A 14,637-nucleotide genomic window follows, 5' to 3' on the forward strand; every position below is an offset into this window, starting at 1 on the left:
CTCGAAGCAGTCTGCACCGGACTTTCGTGGCGTTTTACCGGAACTCTTCGTCTGTTCGCTGGTTAGGAAATTGTCCAACCCAGAGGAGACCGGCCATGGATCATACCAATCACGCACGACTTGCCAGCACGGAACTGACGCCCGACATACTGGAAGGCGCGACCATCTATGGCCCTGACGACGAGAAGATCGGTTCCGTCGATCATCTGCATGGCAGTCAGGTCGTTATCGACGTCGGTGGCTTTCTTGGCATCGGCGCCAAGCCGGTGGCGGTCACCACCAGCCAGCTTGATTTCATGCGCGACGAGGATGGCGACGTCCACGCCGTCACCAGTTGGACCAAGGACCAGCTCAAGGCGATGCCGGAGCATCGCGACTGATATTTTCGAAGGGTCCGGCTGCGGCCAGGCCCTTCGTTAGGCACGCCAGGTGCGCCCTGGCGGTTTGGCTTCAGCGGCGCTCTGGTGATCAGGGAGAGACCGATGATCAGAAAACTCAAATCAGGGAAATACCGCCTCTATTCGCGCAAGGTCGATGAAAAGACTGGGCGACGACGCAACCTCGGCACCTTCGACAGCCGCGAGGCGGCCGAAAAACACGAACGCGAAGTCCAGTATTTCAAGCGCCATTGAGACCGCTCCCCGGCCTCTTCAGCGCGCAGCAGTCGCCCGACGCTGAGCGTGTGCTGCGTGCACGCTCCGGCACCGACGGCGGCCGGCCGGGCAATCGTCGGCGCTTGAGGCCGACGGGCGCGCGAGCGGCCTTCAGTTCGACGCGGAATCGCCTAGCGCTTCGGTGAGGAAGGACGCGGCGATCAGGTCGTCGGCGTCGAGGCGTAGGGAGCCTTCGCTACCCCCCATAATGGCTGCGACCTTCTGGAAGGTCTGCATCTCGTATTCGGTAATCCTGGCATTTTGCATCCTGGCCTTCAGATCGGCAACGCGTCGGCCCAGTGAGGCGGACGTTCCGATTTCTCTTTTCGACATTGGCGTCGTGCTCCTCCCCCAACCCATGCTTGGTTTTGCCCTCTGCCCGCTTGGCTGTACCCATGGCTGCCTATTTATAAGGCAGCACGAATACAGTCGCGGCAACGCGCAGTATTGGGGAAGGTTCCAGCGTAAAATGGTCACGAAATAATACGGGAGGGCCGGGAGTCTAGAACCGGTGACTGGCGCCGCAACCAGGGGCTGCGGCCGTCAAGCCACCCCATCCCCGCGTCGCCGTTAGCGACGCAGGTCGGACTGCAATCGCGTTGCGCGATCGGTCAGCGAGAGGGCGACGGCACGCCGGAGACCGAGCGCGCAGTTTCTGGCGAGAACACCACGACAGCGAAGACCAGAACGGCAGCGGCGACGATGAGTGAGCCGCCGGCAACGACAGGCTCAATCGCCGGGTTTCCCTGCAACATCACGTAGAGCGCCGGCAGCATGATCACCACGCCAACCGTATAGAGCCAGTAGTGAACCATGGCGATGCGGCGCGCCGCCTTTTGCGGATTGAGCGCGTAGTAACCGCCGAAGATGGCGCTCGTCACCCAGCCCAGCAGGTTGATATGCGCATGCGCCGGGAAGGCGCCGTGATCGCCTGAGATGGCCATCTGCAGGCCGGCCGCAATTCCCAATATGAGGAACACGATGGCGGTTTTGAAAAAGAGCTCTGAAACCTTAGGCATGTCGTTCTCCCCCGATGCCGTTTACCCCAGTATTGCGAAGGCTACACTTAGGAGTGAAGATTTTCCATACCGTACTTGGGGTTAGTAACGCTTTTTCCCTAGGACCGGCAGTTCCCTCGGCCCGTCAAAAAGCCGCCGGGGCGAACCCGGCGGCATGGTCGTTCTATTGGGCCGTTTCAGCCGTGGTCGGCTTACGGCGTTGCCGGAGCCAGCTTGGCGGCCATCTGGTCGATCTTGTCGGCAAGCACGCCGTTGGCCCAGTCGGTGACCTCGGGGTCGACCGGCTTGTTGGCCATATCGGCGAGTGCGTCATCGAGCGATGGGATGTCGGCGGCAGCTTCGGTGGCCGCAGCCTTGGCATCCAGTGCCGCCTGAGTGGCGTCATCCACCGCGGCCTGCGCTGCGTCGAGATCGGCCTGGGTCGGGACCTCGTCGGGCGGGGTAAGCGGGTCAGCCGCTTTCGCTTCCAGCGCTTCGAGCGCGGCCTGGGCGTCGAGGACCGCCTGATCAGCGGCTACGACCGCGGCTTGGGCGTTCTTGGCAACTGCCGACGCCGTCACATAAGCCTGAACGCCGGCGAACTTCTTGCTCTTGGAGTTCATATAGGCGTTGATGTTGCGTTGCAGCGAGTTCAGCCGGCCAAGCTTGGCGTGGATGTTCTTTTCCTTGGGCGTCGCGGCGACTTCGACGTCATCGACAGCCTGGTCGTCGGTCGAGGCCTTCTTGCCGGCATGAGCCGATGCCGATTTGCCATGCGAAGCGCTGTTGCCGGATTTGCCGCTGTTGCCGCCGCCATTGCCGTTGCCGCCACCGTTGCCACCACCATGGCCGTGGCCACCACCGTTACCGTTGCCACCAGCACCAGCCAGGGCCGGAGAGGCCAGAAGCGCAAACGCGGCAAGCGCCGCTAAAAGAGTTTTTCGGGATGTCATAATACCTCCTCGGGGGATAGCCCACCTCCGCCGACTCGCTATAGCAGCGCCATGTGAGAATTTGCTAATTCGACGGAGTAAACTTTAGATAAATGTGGTTGCGGTACGCGATAATCGACCGGCAAAAGGTTGGACAAAATCTTGTAAATAATTGATATATAAAGATAAATATGAACACCGCCGTGCGGACCGGCCCTTTGCGCGACTGACGCCCTATACTGATCAGACCTTAGGCCTAATTGCTGCGATACTTAGGTCGCAACCAAGACCGTCGTCGGGTGATTTGCCGAACAGGTGTCGAATACGGATTCGACATGAGCGAGCACCTGCAGAGCCCGCTTTCGACGCGGATGGATTGAGGGCCGGCACCCACGCGTTCGGAGCATCGGTGATGGTCGATTGTCGCCCCGAAGGCATCGCCTTTCAGGCGCTTGCGGCATTGGGCCCTATGGCATCAGCAGGATATCGGCGCCCGGCTGTTCGTCGAACAGCACGGCGCAGCCGCGCCTCAGCGCCACCGCAGACAGGGCATTGGCCACCGCCTCGTCCGGCGACACGAAATCGCCAGTCAGCACCCGCAATTCTTCCACCGCCTTGGCCATAGACACGCAGTGCCCGGCAACGCGATCGCTCGTGCAGGCGTCAACGACGCTGACGAGGTCGATCATCTCGAACTGGCCCATACCAGCCTCCACGAAACAGTGTCCCAACGAGACCATGAACGCGGCGGCGAGACACAATGTTCCCCCGGCCCCTGACAAGGCAGATCAATCGACGGCCGGATCTCCGGCGAATTCACTGGAGGTAAGCGCGGCGCTTGACAGCGGACCCTGTTTGTTCTCTATTTGTTCGTCAAAACCACCCTAGCAACAGACGCGGCTAATGCTGCAACGCCCAAAGGAACGGCCGGGATGGAACCCACCATCCTGCATGCGGATCTCGATGCCTTCTATGCCTCGGTGGAGCAGTTGCTCGACCCGTCGCTCAGGGGCAAGCCGATTGCCGTCGGCGGCGGTGTCGTGCTGGCCGCATCCTACGAGGCCAGGGTTTTTGGCGTGCGCAGCGGGATGCCGGGACGGCGCGCGCGGGAGCTTTGCCCGCAGTTGATCTTTGTCGGCGGAAATTTCGGCGAGTACCAGAGGCTGGGCGACGCTGCGATAAAAGTGCTCGACGATTTCACGCCGCTGGTCGAGCGGATTTCCATCGACGAGGCCTTTGCCGATGTCGCCGGCTGCACGCATCTGTTCGGGTCGCCGGCCGAGATCGCCGCCACGGTGCGGCGACGTGTACGGGCCGAGCTCGGCCTGCCGATCTCGATCGGCGTGGCGCGCACCAAGCATCTGGCCAAGATCGCCTCGCAAGTGGCGAAGCCCGACGGGCTGGTGGTGGTCGATCCGGCAACGGAGCTCGCCTTCCTGCACGACCTGCCGGTCGGGTTGATGTGGGGCGTCGGCCCGGCGACCAAAGCGCGGCTGGCCGAGATCGGCATCGAGACCATCGGCCAGTTGGCCAAGACCCACAGCGGCGCGTTGCGCCGACTGCTCGGCCCCGCCGCCGGCGAGAAGCTGGCATCGCTGGCGTGGAACCGAGATCCGCGAAAACTCGAGACGCACCGGCGGGCGCATTCGGCCGGCGCCCAGTCGGCGCTCGGCAAGCGGCCGGCCGAGGCCCATGTGTTCGGACCTGTTCTTCTGCATCTGGCAGACCGGGTCGCCAGCCGGCTCAGGGCAAAATCGCGGCCCGGCCGCACAGTGACGGTGCGGGTGCGTTTCGCCGATCTGCACGCGGTCACGCGCTCGGTGACGCTCGATCAGCCGATTTCGGCGACCGGGATGCTGGCCGAAATCGCCGAGGAACTGGTGCGCGGCGTGCTGGCCGCCAACCCTCGGGAGAAGACCATCTCGCTGCTGGCGATCTCGGTGTCGCAGCTGGAAGAAAGTGCCGAGCTGCAGCTCGAGCTGCCGCTCGGCCTCGATGACGAGAAGCAGCGGCCCGGCAGCAAAAAGGGCCTGGCGCGCTTTGGCGCCGACCGTGCCATCGACAAGATCCGCCAGCGCTTTGGCAGAGAGGCGGCCGGCTATGGCGCGGTGGCGCTGGAAGCCCGGCGCTCGGTCCCCGACGCCTTCCGCGAACTGGCGGAAAAGGAGCTGTGAAAACTATCGGCCGGTGCGCCAATAGCGATGCACCTTGACGCCGCTCGCGTTTGCCCCATTCCAGGGCTCGCAAGCTATGCCGTCATGGTCGACGTCGTGCGTCGGCCAGTAGCCCGGTTCTCCCATATGCGCAGGGGCCAGCCCGACGGCACGGGCAGTGCTACAGTTCGGAATGCCGCAAGGTGCCTGAGCACGGCCCAGGGCGAGTCGAACCGAACGCCCAGGAAGCCGGAAACGATGTAGCCGAACAACAGGATGAATGGAGCCAGCATGGCCAGCCATCTCAACCTGCCCGACCTGCCGTGGCGGCGATGCATCGGCCAACGCAGGAACGGCAGGAGCATCATCCTTGGCAGCCAAAACTTTCAATGGCGCAAAAAGTTGCACAGGCAATGTCGCAAACGCTGCACTGCCTCTATAACAGGCCTGGGTCGAGAAAGGCAGGACGTGCGATTACTTGGGGTTTTCCTGGGAGAGTTCTTGCGGCGTTGGGGCAGACTGTCGCTGGCCCTGCAGTTCCTCATTGCCGGCGGTATCGGGCTGCTGGTGGTGATGCTGGTGGTCGGCCTGTGGGTGACCTCGCAAATTCGGCAAGGCGTCATGCGCAATTCCGCCGCGACCACGGCGCTCTATGTCGACAGCGTGATCGCGCCGCTATTGCCCGACATGCGCAAAAGCCGCGAGCTCGACGATACCGTCAAGCGGGCGCTCGACGAGACGCTCGACCAGGGTGCACTCGGCAAGCGGCTAGCGTCGTTCAAGCTGTGGCGGCGCGACGGCACGATCCTCTACGCCAAGGATACGACGCTGATCGGCAAGGTGTTCGAGCCCAACGCCAACCTGGTCGCCGCCTTCAGCGGCAATGTCGTGGCCGAGTACAACGACCTCGACGACGATGCCGAGAGCCGATACGAGAAAAAGACTGAAGCTGGGCCGCTGCTGGAAATCTACAATCCGGTACGCGAACCCTGGTCGGGCGAAGTCGTCGCCGTTTCGGAGTTCTACGAGGTTGCCGACGGCTTCGAGTCGACGCTGAACGTCGCTTTGTGGCAAAGCTGGCTGGTTGTGGCCGGCGCCACGGCGGCGGCACTGGCGCTTTTGTCGGGCATCGTCTTTCGCGGCAGCCGCACTATCCAAACCCAGCGGGCGGCACTCGAAGCCAAGATCGCCGAATTGCGGGCGCTGCTGTCACAGAATTCATCGCTGCGCCAGCGCGTGCAGCACGCCTCGCGCCGCGCCACCGCGCTCAACGAACGCTATCTCAGGCGCATCGGCGCCGATCTTCACGACGGGCCGGCCCAGCTCGTGGCGCTGGCGGCCCTCAGGATGGACAGCCCGATCTTACTTGATCCCGGCGCCCCCACCGCGCTGCGCGAAGCCGAGATCGCCGACATCCACAAAACGCTTGATGAAGCGATCCGCGAGATACGCGGCATCTGCAACGGTCTCGTCCTGCCGCAGATCGAGACGGCGGCGGTGCTCGACATATTGCGGCTGGCGGTCACCGAACACCAACGGCGGACCGGAACCTCGGTTTCGCTGACGCTGCCAAAGCGCTTGCGCGAACCCGGCCCTTCCGAGAAGATCAGCATCTATCGTTTTGTCCAGGAAGGCTTGAACAATGCCTATCGCCACGGGAAAGGCAGGGATCAGGCGGTGAAAGCGGCAATGAAAGGCGGCAAGCTGTTCGTCGAGGTCCTCGACGGCGGTCCCGGATTCGACCCGGCAAGAAGCGAGGGCCTTGGGCTTGCCGGTCTCAGGGAGCGTATCGAGAGCATCGGCGGCCAGTTTGAAACTGTATCTGGCCCACAAGGCACACGACTGGTGATAACATTGTCCATTGAGGAGCAATCGTGACCCAAGCCATCCGCATTGCCATTGTCGACGACCATCCGTTGTTTCGCGAGGGCGTAGCGCGCAGCCTCGGCGAGATCGGTGGTTTCGAAGTGGTCGGCGAAGGCGCCAGCGCCGAGGATGCCGAAAGGCTGGTCGCGACCATGCGGCCCGACATCGTGCTGCTCGACATCAGCATGCCGGGCGGCGGGCTCGCCGCCGCGGCAAGCATCATGACCGGGCACCCCGGCCAGAAAATCGTCATGCTGACCGTGTCGGAAGCCAATGCCGACGTTGCCCAGGCGCTCAATGCCGGCGCGCGCGGCTATGTGCTGAAAGGCGTCGGTTCGAAGGCGCTGGCCGAAATCCTCAGCAATGTCGCGGCTGGCGAAAGCTATGTCTCGCCGACACTGTCGGCCCGGCTTCTGTCGGACCTGTTGCAGCCGGCGAATCGCAAGGCCGAACCCCTCCAGCAGCTCACCGGCCGCGAGACCGATATTCTGCGCCTGGTGGCGGAAGGCTTGAGCAACAAGGAAGTCGCCGCACGGCTTTCGCTGCAGGAGAAGACGGTCAAGCATCACATGACGCGGGTTCTGGCCAAGCTCAATGTCCGCAACCGCACCGAGGCGGCGCTGCTGATGCGCGAGGCGCGGGAGCGCGCGAGTTGACGCGCGGCGCACGGACGACACCCATCCGCGCCAGGCACTGAGGCAAAAAACACGTCCGCCTTAAACGGCTGCTCTCACAAACTTTTCAAACGTGCCACATCGGCGGGGGTCGCCGCCCGCTCGATAATGGTGCGGTCGAGCGCATCCTTCATCGTGAACCGGCCATTTTGGATCCGTTCCTTCATGCCGTTGGGATGGGTGACCGTGATGCCGGTGGCGTCGACCTCGACCTGGTCGCCGGTTGCAGAATTCACATGGCTGGCCTTGCCGGCGCCGGAATTGCCCTTGCCCTTGCCGTTACCGCCGCTGTTGCTGTTACCGTTTCCACCGCTGTTGCCGTTGCCGCCACTGTTGCCGCCGCCACCCCCATTGCCGCCGCCATTGCCGCCGCCGCCGCCATTGCCGCCGCCGCCCCCATTGCCGCCATCCTTGGCGAAGGCATTGCTGGCGGCAATCTTGGCGGCGCTGTCAAAGCTGAGGTGGTAGGGTACAAGAATCAGGGCGAGCGTTGTGGACGCCCGCAAGGAAAGCCAGCAGAGTTGGCGCAATCGCGTAATCTGTTCTTCCCCTGACGGTCAGCGAAGACCAATCCGATCTGTCCACAACCGGAATGGCGTTGTTAGCAAAACAGCATCCACAAATCGACGGCCTTGCGAAAGCGGCTTACGACCCTTGTCTCGGCAAATACAGACCTTTTTTGTAAAATTGTCAGACTTAAGTCCTATATTTTGCAACCTCTAGCTGCATCCGGTCTGTTTGAGCAGGCCGACCAGCCAGGCCAGGCCCGCATCCATCAACGCGACTTTCGGCACGATGCTGTTGATGTTGAAATGGCCGAACCGGATGGGCGCATCGATGCCGACGACGCCGAAACGGCCGCCATGCATGGCGAGGAACCGGCGCGGATAGGCCGAGATCAGGTCGGTTTGCGCAAGCACCGCCAGTCCGAACATGAAGTTGGGGACCGTCAGCGCGACGCGGCGCGACAGGCCGTGTTCGGCCAGCACCCTGTCGACAAAACCATTTGGATCGCCGCTGTTCGAGACGACCATGTGTTGCATGGCGCAGTAGCTTTCGAGGCCCGGCTCGTTCGCGAAAGGATGGCCGGAGCGCATGGCGACGATGAAATCCTCCTCATAAAGCGTGTCGACGGCAAAGCGCAGCGGCAGGCCGTCGAACGGAATCACGGCGACATCCATGGCGCGCGCTTCGAGCTCGGCGACGCAGTCGCTCCAGGCCGTAGTGGGCGACGGTTCGCCTTGGCGCGGCAGCAGGTGCCGGATGGAGATGTCGACGGCCGGGGCCGTTCGGCGCACTTTGTCGAGCAGCGGCGGCAAGAGCACGGATGACACGGCATCCGGCGCGCCGATGGTGAAGCGGCGCGTCGAGCGGGCAGGATCGAACGGCTCGGCGCTTGCGATCACCCGGCGCACCCGCGCCAGAATCTCGGCCACCGGCTCGGCAAGCTCTGTTGCCCGATCGGTGGGCACGACGCCGCGCGGTGTCTTCAGAAACAGCGGATCGCCAAGCAGCTTGCGCAGCCGGCCGAGCCCATGGCTGACGGCCGAAGCTGACAGGTTGAGCCGCTCCGCCGAGCGGCCGACATGCCGCTCTTCCATGATGGTCTGGAACAGGACCAGCAAATTGAGGTCGGCGCGGGCGAGATCAATCTTGTTCAGCATATTCCTGAAATCATATCACTGGATTCAGCAGAGTAAAGTTGCGAATGGCTCCTGCGACGCGAAGGCGGCGGGTGCCGGGTTCGTCGGCATACCATCAGAGAGGAGCATACCCATGCCAGAATTCCCCAGTTCAGTCCTGGTCACCGGCGCCTCCGGCGCGCAAGGGTCGGCCATTGTCAACGCCTGCCGCGCGGCCGGTGCCACGGTGCGTGTCCTCTTGCGCAAGGGGTCGCCCGATCCGTTCGGCGATGGCGTCAACATCGTGCGCGGCGACTTCGATGACGCGGGGCGCCTAGCTCTTGCCTGCCTCGGCGTCGATGCTGTGGCGTTAACTTTGCCGGTCAACGCCCGCCCCGAAGAAATCCTGCGCTACGGCCGCAACATGGTCGACGCGGCGCAGCAAGGCGGCGTCAAGCTTCTGGTGTTCAACACCAGCGGCCATGTGTCCGGACATTCCGGCACGGTGGTGATGGACGCCAAGGTCGAACTCATTGATTACATCAAGGCGTTCGGCCCGCCATCCATCATCCTCAAGCCGACGCTTGCCATGAGCAACGTCGCAGCACCGTGGAGCGCGCCGGCGATCGTGCACAAGGGTGTCCTTGCCTATCCGTTGCCGGCTAATTTCCAGACCTCGTGGATCTCATGGCAGGACACGGCGGCCTATGTGGTCGAAGCGTTGCGGCATCCGGAGCTTGCCGGCGCCAGCTTCGACATTGGCGGACCGCAGGCGCTGACCGGGCCGGAGATGGCCGTCATCCTGTCGGACATTGTCGGCCGGGACGTCAGCTACTATCCGGTGCCGCTGGCGGACTTCGCCGCCGCGCTTGAAACCATGCTCGGCAAGGACGCTGCCGATCAGGTCACTGCCAGCTATGCCTGGATTCACAGCCAGAAAGAGACCGTGCTTGCCGTCGACCTCGGCCAGACGACCCGGCTGCTGCCGGTCAAGCCGACCTCGTTCGCCGAATGGGCGAGAGCGCTGGACTGGGTTGCGCTGGCCACTGATGCGAAGGCGGCCTGATCATGGACGCCATCGCAACCGTCGACCCGGGCAGCCTCGCCGCCCGGGAGAACGTGCCGGACGCCGCTGCCGCGGTCGTCGGCTTCTGGTGGCGGGCTGGCCCTGCCGCGTGGTTCGCCAAGGATGCGGCCTTCGACCGCGACTTTCGCGATCGCTTCCTGCGGCTGCATGAGGCCGCAGCGCGCGGCGACTGCGATGGCTGGATGGCTACGCCCTGTGGTGCGCTGGCACTGCTCCTGCTGCTCGACCAGTTCCCGCGCAATGCCTTTCGCGACACGCCGCGCATGTATGCGAGCGACGGGAAGGCCCGCGCCATCGCCGCTGAGGCGATCGATGCCGGGTTCCAGCGAATGGTCGATCCAGCGCTTCGGTTGTTCTTCGGGCTGCCCTTCGCGCATTCCGAGGACATCGCCGACCAGGATCGCTCGGTGGCGCTGGCGCGCGACATCGGACCGTCGGACCTGAAGCGGGCCGAACATCACCGCGACATCATCCGCCGTTTCGGACGCTTTCCGCACCGCAACCCGATCCTCGGCCGCGCCATGCAAAGCCCAGAACAATGCTTTCTAGACGAAGGTGGATTTGCGGGTTAGCGCATCGGCGACAAGAAAAGTCGAGACGGGATGACGGTACCGCAAAGGTTGACAGTGTCGATCTGTCAGGCATTATCGCGTCATCCTGGAGGATGCACTATGAAGAAAACCTATTTGAAGCCGGTGCTGGTCAAAAAAGGCAAGCTCTCGCGGGTTACGGCCGTCACCAATGGCGCCGGTTCCGGGCCCACCACATAAGGGTCGGATCGTCCTCGTGGGCCGAGGCGCAGGTTTTCAGTATAAACAATTGGAGATGGGAAATATGAAGAAGACCTATTCAAAGCCGGTGTTGCTCAAGAAGGGCAAGCTCTCGCAGGTCACCGCGAACGGTGCTTCCAGCATTATCCCGCGCTGAACCTTTCACCCCGATTGATCGAGGCAATCCTGACAGCGTCCGGCGGCCTGATTGTTTTTAGAGCATGATCTTTTCCCGAACCGCAGGTCTCGGGACCAACTCAGCGTGCAACCACCATATCTTCAAGCACGAGCTGCCAGTAGTGGCGTGTGGAAAAACGCACGCGTGTCACCGCTGCTAGCATCGGCGCGTAATGCACGGGTGCCAGCGCCGACAGGATGATCGAGTCACTGGCGATCAACCGGTCGCCGAGCCAGCTCTCCACCAATGCGGTTTCGCCTTCGGACTTCAACCACGCCGCAGCCAGCATCACCGAGTGGAAGCCGAACGGTTTTTCGCTGGAGAATTCGGCCGGGTGCCCGCTGCTCGTGTAGCAGACATGGTCTCCCGAGATGTTGCCGTTGACGTAGCCTTCGCTGCCGTCGGCGTAATCGCGCGCCATGGCGTTCAAGTTGAACCAGGTGAACCCGGCATAGCCGGACGGCACTTTGCGCAAGCCGCGCCCGGTGACGTCGTCGAAACCTATGGTCTGCAAGGACGCGGCGCCGTCGATGGCGGCACTTTCGGGCGATAACAGGCCGAGCTCTACCGGAAAGGCCGACAAGGCCAGCCTGCGTGCCACACCATAGCCGGCGATGTCGACCGCGTCGGCGTCGTCGGGCAGATCGACGCGGAAGCCGGCGCCGTCGCCAAGCGGATGCACCGCCAACACCTGCCCGTTCCTCAGCACCGAGACGCTCGCCGAGACCTTGTCGGCTACCTGGCCGCTGAGCCAGCGGACAGGGAACAGCCCGACCGGTTGCAGCATCGCTTCCGAAACCAGCCCGGTCGGTGATCCCCGCAGAGACCGGAAGTGCTGCGACTGAACCTCGTTGGCGCTGCTCGAACGCCAGCCGGGTGGCGGCGAAACCGTGAACCGGTAGGTGCCCGGCACATGGATGGGTGCGGCCCGGCGTTTCGTCGACATCTTGAAATTGGCAAAGCCACCACGATTGCTCCGCGCCGCTGCAACGAAACGGCCGTCGCCGTCATGCAGCCTGACCATGATGCCCGCCATCGGCCGGTCGCCCAACCCATAGCGACCGTCCCGATCGGCGTCGAAATAGACAAAAGACGAATAGTTGAGGTCGCCGCGGCTGTCCGACCAGTCGCGTCGCACGAGGTAGTCATTTGCCGGATTTTCACGCAGCCGGGCCTTGCGACGCGCCCGCGCCTGCCGCCAGGCGAGAGCCGCAACGACAAGGGCAAGCCCCAGGAGGATTACCGCTTTGAGCAAAGAGGATTCAAGCACCACTGTCAGCCTTCGCCACGCCCATGGGATCTCCGCAATGAGCCATATACCGATGCCGCAGTATCCAGAGCAACCGGACACCGCGGCCGGGGAGCCGTGCGTGCGACCTACATCCGCATTTCAGCCCAGAAGCTTTGCTGGTCCGGCGTCTGTTTAAGACTGCCGTGACATTGGTGGATATCCAACCCGGCGCTGGTGTTGGCCTCGACGATGACGATGCCGGTTGGCATCAGCGCGACATCCCATCCGACGAGGCCGGGATAAGGCAACAGGCTCGCAAGTTGAAGCATGGTCGATTTGACGGCCTGCCAGCCGGGCACGGCGGCGCCGTGAATCTGGACACCGCTTTCGGGGTGCGTTTCCCGTAATTCACGCTTCTTGAGCTCGGCATTGTAGAACAGCCCGGCGGCTAGGACGCCAGTGTCGACATCCACCCTGGCGGCGATGCCGCCTTTGCCCGACTGCCAATTGTCGGTGGGATAGGTCGCAGGCCGGCCCATTTTCATCGTCGCCGCCAGCAGGATCGGCCGGTGATCCGAAAAATGCGTGCCGGTCAGCACGCGCAACGTATTCAACGTCGCCGGGAAGAAGGCTTCGCTCCACGGCCCCTGCCGGATGATATCGCAGATGATGTAGCCGGTGGACGACGTGTTGGAAAAACTGTCCAGAAAATGTCGCGCCTCGATGCGATTGCCGTTTAGCAGGATGCCGTCGGGCAACTGGGCCAGCCTCATGGCGCCCTTGCCCTTGCCCTCGCCGGCGGGCTTCAGGAACAGCTCGCCTTTTTCGGCGAGCAGCTGAAGCAGCCCATCCAGTTCGAGGATCTTGTCATCGCCAGCCAGGCTTATGAGCTTTCGGCCTGCAATATAGTGGCTGGCCGGCGGCGCCACGGATGGCATGACGCAATCGAGCCAGAGCTTCTGATCCAGTTTGTTGTGCAGTGCCTGGTCAAGGCGGAGATTGTAGATCGCCTTGCGCCGCCGCTCCAAGGTGAAGTTGAAATAGTCATGCTCGCGGTAAGCCCTGTCCTCCAGCATCACCAGGCTTTTTGAGGGATGCCCCTTGAGCAGGCTACGAAGCCGCCAACGGAGGGTCGGGGCTGAACTGGAAAACTCCGTCTCCAGAAAGGCTTTGTAAAACAACCATCGCCGCGCAATCGACATGTCCCACTCCCCGCCCGGGTGCCAGGGTATTACATTTCGAAAGACAGTTCACGCGCCGACCGGCGGCTATTCCGGCGACGGCACAGGCGGCTTCGTCGTCAGCGCGGCGCCGAAGGCGGCTATGACCACGGCGGCGATCCCAGCTAATTGCAGCGGGCTCAGGATTTCATGCAGGAACAGGAAGCCGGCCAGCGCACCCAGCGCCGGCTCCAGGCAGGTCAGCGTGCCGTAGAGCCTGGCCGGCATCCGGGTCAGCGCTACCATCTCCAGCCAGAACGGCAAGGCGCTGGAGAACAGGCCGACCAGCAGCGCGCTGACCAGGATCGCGGGCGCGACCAGGCCGGAACCCGCCTCAGCGATGCCGAACGGCAAGGCGATGGCGGCGGCGATGATCAGCCCGTAAGCCGTGGTCTGGCTGCCAAGCTCGGCGCCCGCCTTTTGCGCAAAGACGATGTAGAGCGCCCAGCAGCCGCCGGCGGCAAGCGCCAGCATGACGCCGATCGGGTCGAGCGCGCTGCCGGAATGGATGAAGGGCGACAATAGGACGATGCCGGCGACGGCCAGCGCCACCCACACGAAATCAGTGGCGCGCCGCGACGACAGCGTCGCCACCAAAAGCGGGCCGGAAAATTCGAGCGCCACCGCGATGCCGAGCGGGATTCGGGCAAGGGCGGCATAAAACAAAAGGTTCAGCGCCGCGAGATTCACCCCATAGGCGATGAGCCAGGGCAGCACGGCGCGCGACGGCCGCACCCGCCAGGGTCTCAGCACCGCCGCCAGCATCAGCGCGCCCACGGCCAGCCGCAGCGCCGTGGTGCCATTGGCGCCGATCAGCGGAAACAGGCCCTTGGCAAAGGTGGCGCCGATCTGGATCGACACCATGGCGCCAAGCAGCGCGCCAATCGGCAAGGCTTTCGCTTCGGCGGCGGCAATCGGCGTCGACGTCAATCCTGTTCCCTCCTCGCGCGACCAGCGGGTCACAGCGCAGGTACGGGATAGGGGCAATGCGCTTGCCTGTCGTGTGGCACGGCTGGGTCGTTGATGGGGCACAACGCTATTTCCTCTCCCCGTCCGGAGCAGGGCTATCGCATATGGATTCTTTCGAAGAGGGACCCCCACCCTAACCCTCCCCACAAGGGGGAGGGAACGCGGCCGCGCGCCAAAATTTCCCGCCCAAACTCGGTAATTTGCTGAAATCAGCGCTTACGGAGTTCTCCCTCCCCCTTGTGGGGAGGGGTTAGGGGTGGGGGTACGTGCCGAGCAAACCTTCG

Annotated in this window: 20 protein-coding genes; 9 read left to right on the top strand and 11 right to left on the bottom strand. The window is 63.3% G+C overall.

Annotated features, from left to right (window positions below):
• Positions 1-95: 95 nt before the first annotated feature.
• Both AC1D1L_RS20450 and AC1D1L_RS20455 read left to right on the top strand, forming a co-directional pair.
• On the top strand, positions 96-380 hold the full coding sequence (locus AC1D1L_RS20450) for a PRC-barrel domain containing protein (protein ID WP_142870101.1): 285 nt from the start codon (positions 96-98) through the stop codon (positions 378-380).
• 102 nt (positions 381-482) lie between these two features.
• Entirely contained in the window at positions 483-632 is a 150-nt protein-coding gene (locus AC1D1L_RS20455; RefSeq protein WP_142870100.1) for a hypothetical protein, read from the top strand.
• 132 nt (positions 633-764) lie between these two features.
• On the opposite strand, the gene AC1D1L_RS20460 is transcribed toward AC1D1L_RS20455, so the two are convergent.
• The 4 genes from AC1D1L_RS20460 to AC1D1L_RS20475 form a co-directional block, all read right to left on the bottom strand.
• Positions 765-986: a hypothetical protein gene (locus tag AC1D1L_RS20460; RefSeq protein ID WP_352587464.1), complete on the bottom strand. Its 222-nt coding sequence runs from the start codon at positions 984-986 to the stop codon at positions 765-767.
• Between the two features lie 278 nt (positions 987-1,264).
• A complete protein-coding gene (locus AC1D1L_RS20465; RefSeq protein ID WP_477343266.1) occupies positions 1,265-1,672 on the bottom strand; it encodes a hypothetical protein in 408 nt (135 codons plus the stop codon).
• Positions 1,673-1,863: 191 nt separating this feature from the next.
• On the bottom strand, positions 1,864-2,604 hold the full coding sequence (locus AC1D1L_RS20470) for a hypothetical protein (RefSeq protein WP_477343267.1): 741 nt from the start codon (positions 2,602-2,604) through the stop codon (positions 1,864-1,866).
• A 446-nt stretch (positions 2,605-3,050) separates the two neighbouring features.
• The gene (locus AC1D1L_RS20475; protein ID WP_112566764.1) at positions 3,051-3,287 is read right to left on the bottom strand and encodes a hypothetical protein; all 237 of its coding nucleotides are present in this window, start codon (positions 3,285-3,287) and stop codon (positions 3,051-3,053) included.
• Between the two features lie 228 nt (positions 3,288-3,515).
• Between AC1D1L_RS20475 and dinB the strand changes: the two genes are divergently transcribed.
• Positions 3,516-4,757, top strand: coding sequence for a DNA polymerase IV (gene dinB, locus AC1D1L_RS20480; protein ID WP_477343268.1), 1,242 nt, complete (start codon positions 3,516-3,518; stop codon positions 4,755-4,757).
• 3 nt (positions 4,758-4,760) lie between these two features.
• Here dinB and AC1D1L_RS20485 read toward each other — a convergent pair whose 3' ends face one another.
• Both AC1D1L_RS20485 and AC1D1L_RS20490 read right to left on the bottom strand, forming a co-directional pair.
• On the bottom strand, positions 4,761-4,883 hold the full coding sequence (locus AC1D1L_RS20485; protein ID WP_477343269.1) for an excalibur calcium-binding domain-containing protein: 123 nt from the start codon (positions 4,881-4,883) through the stop codon (positions 4,761-4,763).
• Positions 4,832-5,029, bottom strand: a complete 198-nt coding sequence (locus AC1D1L_RS20490) for a hypothetical protein (RefSeq protein ID WP_477343385.1) — start codon at positions 5,027-5,029, stop codon at positions 4,832-4,834. The genes AC1D1L_RS20485 and AC1D1L_RS20490 overlap by 52 nt, the downstream gene beginning before the upstream one ends.
• A 280-nt stretch (positions 5,030-5,309) precedes the next feature.
• On the opposite strand from AC1D1L_RS20490, the gene AC1D1L_RS20495 reads away from it, so the two are divergent.
• Positions 5,310-6,614, top strand: coding sequence for a sensor histidine kinase (locus AC1D1L_RS20495; protein ID WP_477343378.1), 1,305 nt, complete (start codon positions 5,310-5,312; stop codon positions 6,612-6,614).
• Positions 6,611-7,258 carry a response regulator transcription factor gene (locus tag AC1D1L_RS20500; RefSeq protein ID WP_352587443.1) on the top strand — a complete coding sequence of 216 codons (648 nt, stop codon included), beginning with the start codon at positions 6,611-6,613 and terminating at the stop codon, positions 7,256-7,258. Before AC1D1L_RS20495 ends, AC1D1L_RS20500 begins: the two co-directional genes overlap by 4 nt.
• 74 nt (positions 7,259-7,332) lie before the next feature.
• Here AC1D1L_RS20500 and AC1D1L_RS20505 read toward each other — a convergent pair whose 3' ends face one another.
• On the bottom strand, positions 7,333-7,782 hold the full coding sequence (locus tag AC1D1L_RS20505) for a hypothetical protein (RefSeq protein WP_477343270.1): 450 nt from the start codon (positions 7,780-7,782) through the stop codon (positions 7,333-7,335).
• A gap of 213 nt (positions 7,783-7,995) precedes the next feature.
• Entirely contained in the window at positions 7,996-8,940 is a 945-nt protein-coding gene (locus AC1D1L_RS20510; RefSeq protein ID WP_477343271.1) for a LysR family transcriptional regulator, read from the bottom strand.
• Between the two features lie 112 nt (positions 8,941-9,052).
• Between AC1D1L_RS20510 and AC1D1L_RS20515 the strand changes: the two genes are divergently transcribed.
• From AC1D1L_RS20515 to AC1D1L_RS20530, 4 genes are all read left to right on the top strand, one after another.
• On the top strand, positions 9,053-9,964 hold the full coding sequence (locus AC1D1L_RS20515; RefSeq protein WP_477343272.1) for an SDR family oxidoreductase: 912 nt from the start codon (positions 9,053-9,055) through the stop codon (positions 9,962-9,964).
• 2 nt (positions 9,965-9,966) lie between these two features.
• Positions 9,967-10,557 (top strand): DUF924 family protein, encoded by a 591-nt coding sequence (locus tag AC1D1L_RS20520; protein ID WP_477343273.1) that lies wholly within the window; start codon positions 9,967-9,969, stop codon positions 10,555-10,557.
• A gap of 99 nt (positions 10,558-10,656) precedes the next feature.
• Entirely contained in the window at positions 10,657-10,755 is a 99-nt protein-coding gene (locus AC1D1L_RS20525; protein WP_477343274.1) for a putative RiPP precursor, read from the top strand.
• Between the two features lie 64 nt (positions 10,756-10,819).
• Positions 10,820-10,912, top strand: coding sequence for a putative RiPP precursor (locus AC1D1L_RS20530; protein ID WP_477343275.1), 93 nt, complete (start codon positions 10,820-10,822; stop codon positions 10,910-10,912).
• A 100-nt stretch (positions 10,913-11,012) separates the two neighbouring features.
• Here AC1D1L_RS20530 and AC1D1L_RS20535 read toward each other — a convergent pair whose 3' ends face one another.
• The 3 genes from AC1D1L_RS20535 to AC1D1L_RS20545 form a co-directional block, all read right to left on the bottom strand.
• Positions 11,013-12,188, bottom strand: a complete 1,176-nt coding sequence (locus AC1D1L_RS20535) for a hypothetical protein (protein WP_477343277.1) — start codon at positions 12,186-12,188, stop codon at positions 11,013-11,015.
• 122 nt (positions 12,189-12,310) lie between these two features.
• The gene (locus tag AC1D1L_RS20540) at positions 12,311-13,366 is read right to left on the bottom strand and encodes a sugar-transfer associated ATP-grasp domain-containing protein (protein WP_477343278.1); all 1,056 of its coding nucleotides are present in this window, start codon (positions 13,364-13,366) and stop codon (positions 12,311-12,313) included.
• A 66-nt stretch (positions 13,367-13,432) separates the two neighbouring features.
• Entirely contained in the window at positions 13,433-14,314 is an 882-nt protein-coding gene (locus tag AC1D1L_RS20545) for an EamA family transporter (protein ID WP_477343279.1), read from the bottom strand.
• Positions 14,315-14,637 lie beyond the last annotated feature (323 nt).

The organism is Mesorhizobium sp. P2_D6, from assembly GCF_056404315.1.

What these genes read in the sequence shown, in the direction of transcription:
- dinB (WP_477343268.1), top strand. Translation starts at nt 3,516, where the DNA reads ATGGAACCCACCATCCTGCATGCGGATCTCGATGCCTTCTATGCCTCG.
- AC1D1L_RS20530 (WP_477343275.1), top strand. Translation starts at nt 10,820, where the DNA reads ATGAAGAAGACCTATTCAAAGCCGGTGTTGCTCAAGAAGGGCAAGCTC.
- AC1D1L_RS20475 (WP_112566764.1), bottom strand. Translation starts at nt 3,287, where the DNA reads ATGGGCCAGTTCGAGATGATCGACCTCGTCAGCGTCGTTGACGCCTGC.
- AC1D1L_RS20450 (WP_142870101.1), top strand. Translation starts at nt 96, where the DNA reads ATGGATCATACCAATCACGCACGACTTGCCAGCACGGAACTGACGCCC.
- AC1D1L_RS20490 (WP_477343385.1), bottom strand. Translation starts at nt 5,029, where the DNA reads ATGCTGGCTCCATTCATCCTGTTGTTCGGCTACATCGTTTCCGGCTTC.
- AC1D1L_RS20520 (WP_477343273.1), top strand. Translation starts at nt 9,967, where the DNA reads ATGGACGCCATCGCAACCGTCGACCCGGGCAGCCTCGCCGCCCGGGAG.
- AC1D1L_RS20470 (WP_477343267.1), bottom strand. Translation starts at nt 2,604, where the DNA reads ATGACATCCCGAAAAACTCTTTTAGCGGCGCTTGCCGCGTTTGCGCTT.
- AC1D1L_RS20455 (WP_142870100.1), top strand. Translation starts at nt 483, where the DNA reads ATGATCAGAAAACTCAAATCAGGGAAATACCGCCTCTATTCGCGCAAG.
- AC1D1L_RS20540 (WP_477343278.1), bottom strand. Translation starts at nt 13,366, where the DNA reads ATGTCGATTGCGCGGCGATGGTTGTTTTACAAAGCCTTTCTGGAGACG.
- AC1D1L_RS20485 (WP_477343269.1), bottom strand. Translation starts at nt 4,883, where the DNA reads ATGGGAGAACCGGGCTACTGGCCGACGCACGACGTCGACCATGACGGC.
- AC1D1L_RS20465 (WP_477343266.1), bottom strand. Translation starts at nt 1,672, where the DNA reads ATGCCTAAGGTTTCAGAGCTCTTTTTCAAAACCGCCATCGTGTTCCTC.
- AC1D1L_RS20515 (WP_477343272.1), top strand. Translation starts at nt 9,053, where the DNA reads ATGCCAGAATTCCCCAGTTCAGTCCTGGTCACCGGCGCCTCCGGCGCG.
- AC1D1L_RS20525 (WP_477343274.1), top strand. Translation starts at nt 10,657, where the DNA reads ATGAAGAAAACCTATTTGAAGCCGGTGCTGGTCAAAAAAGGCAAGCTC.
- AC1D1L_RS20460 (WP_352587464.1), bottom strand. Translation starts at nt 986, where the DNA reads ATGTCGAAAAGAGAAATCGGAACGTCCGCCTCACTGGGCCGACGCGTT.
- AC1D1L_RS20510 (WP_477343271.1), bottom strand. Translation starts at nt 8,940, where the DNA reads ATGCTGAACAAGATTGATCTCGCCCGCGCCGACCTCAATTTGCTGGTC.
- AC1D1L_RS20495 (WP_477343378.1), top strand. Translation starts at nt 5,310, where the DNA reads ATGCTGGTGGTCGGCCTGTGGGTGACCTCGCAAATTCGGCAAGGCGTC.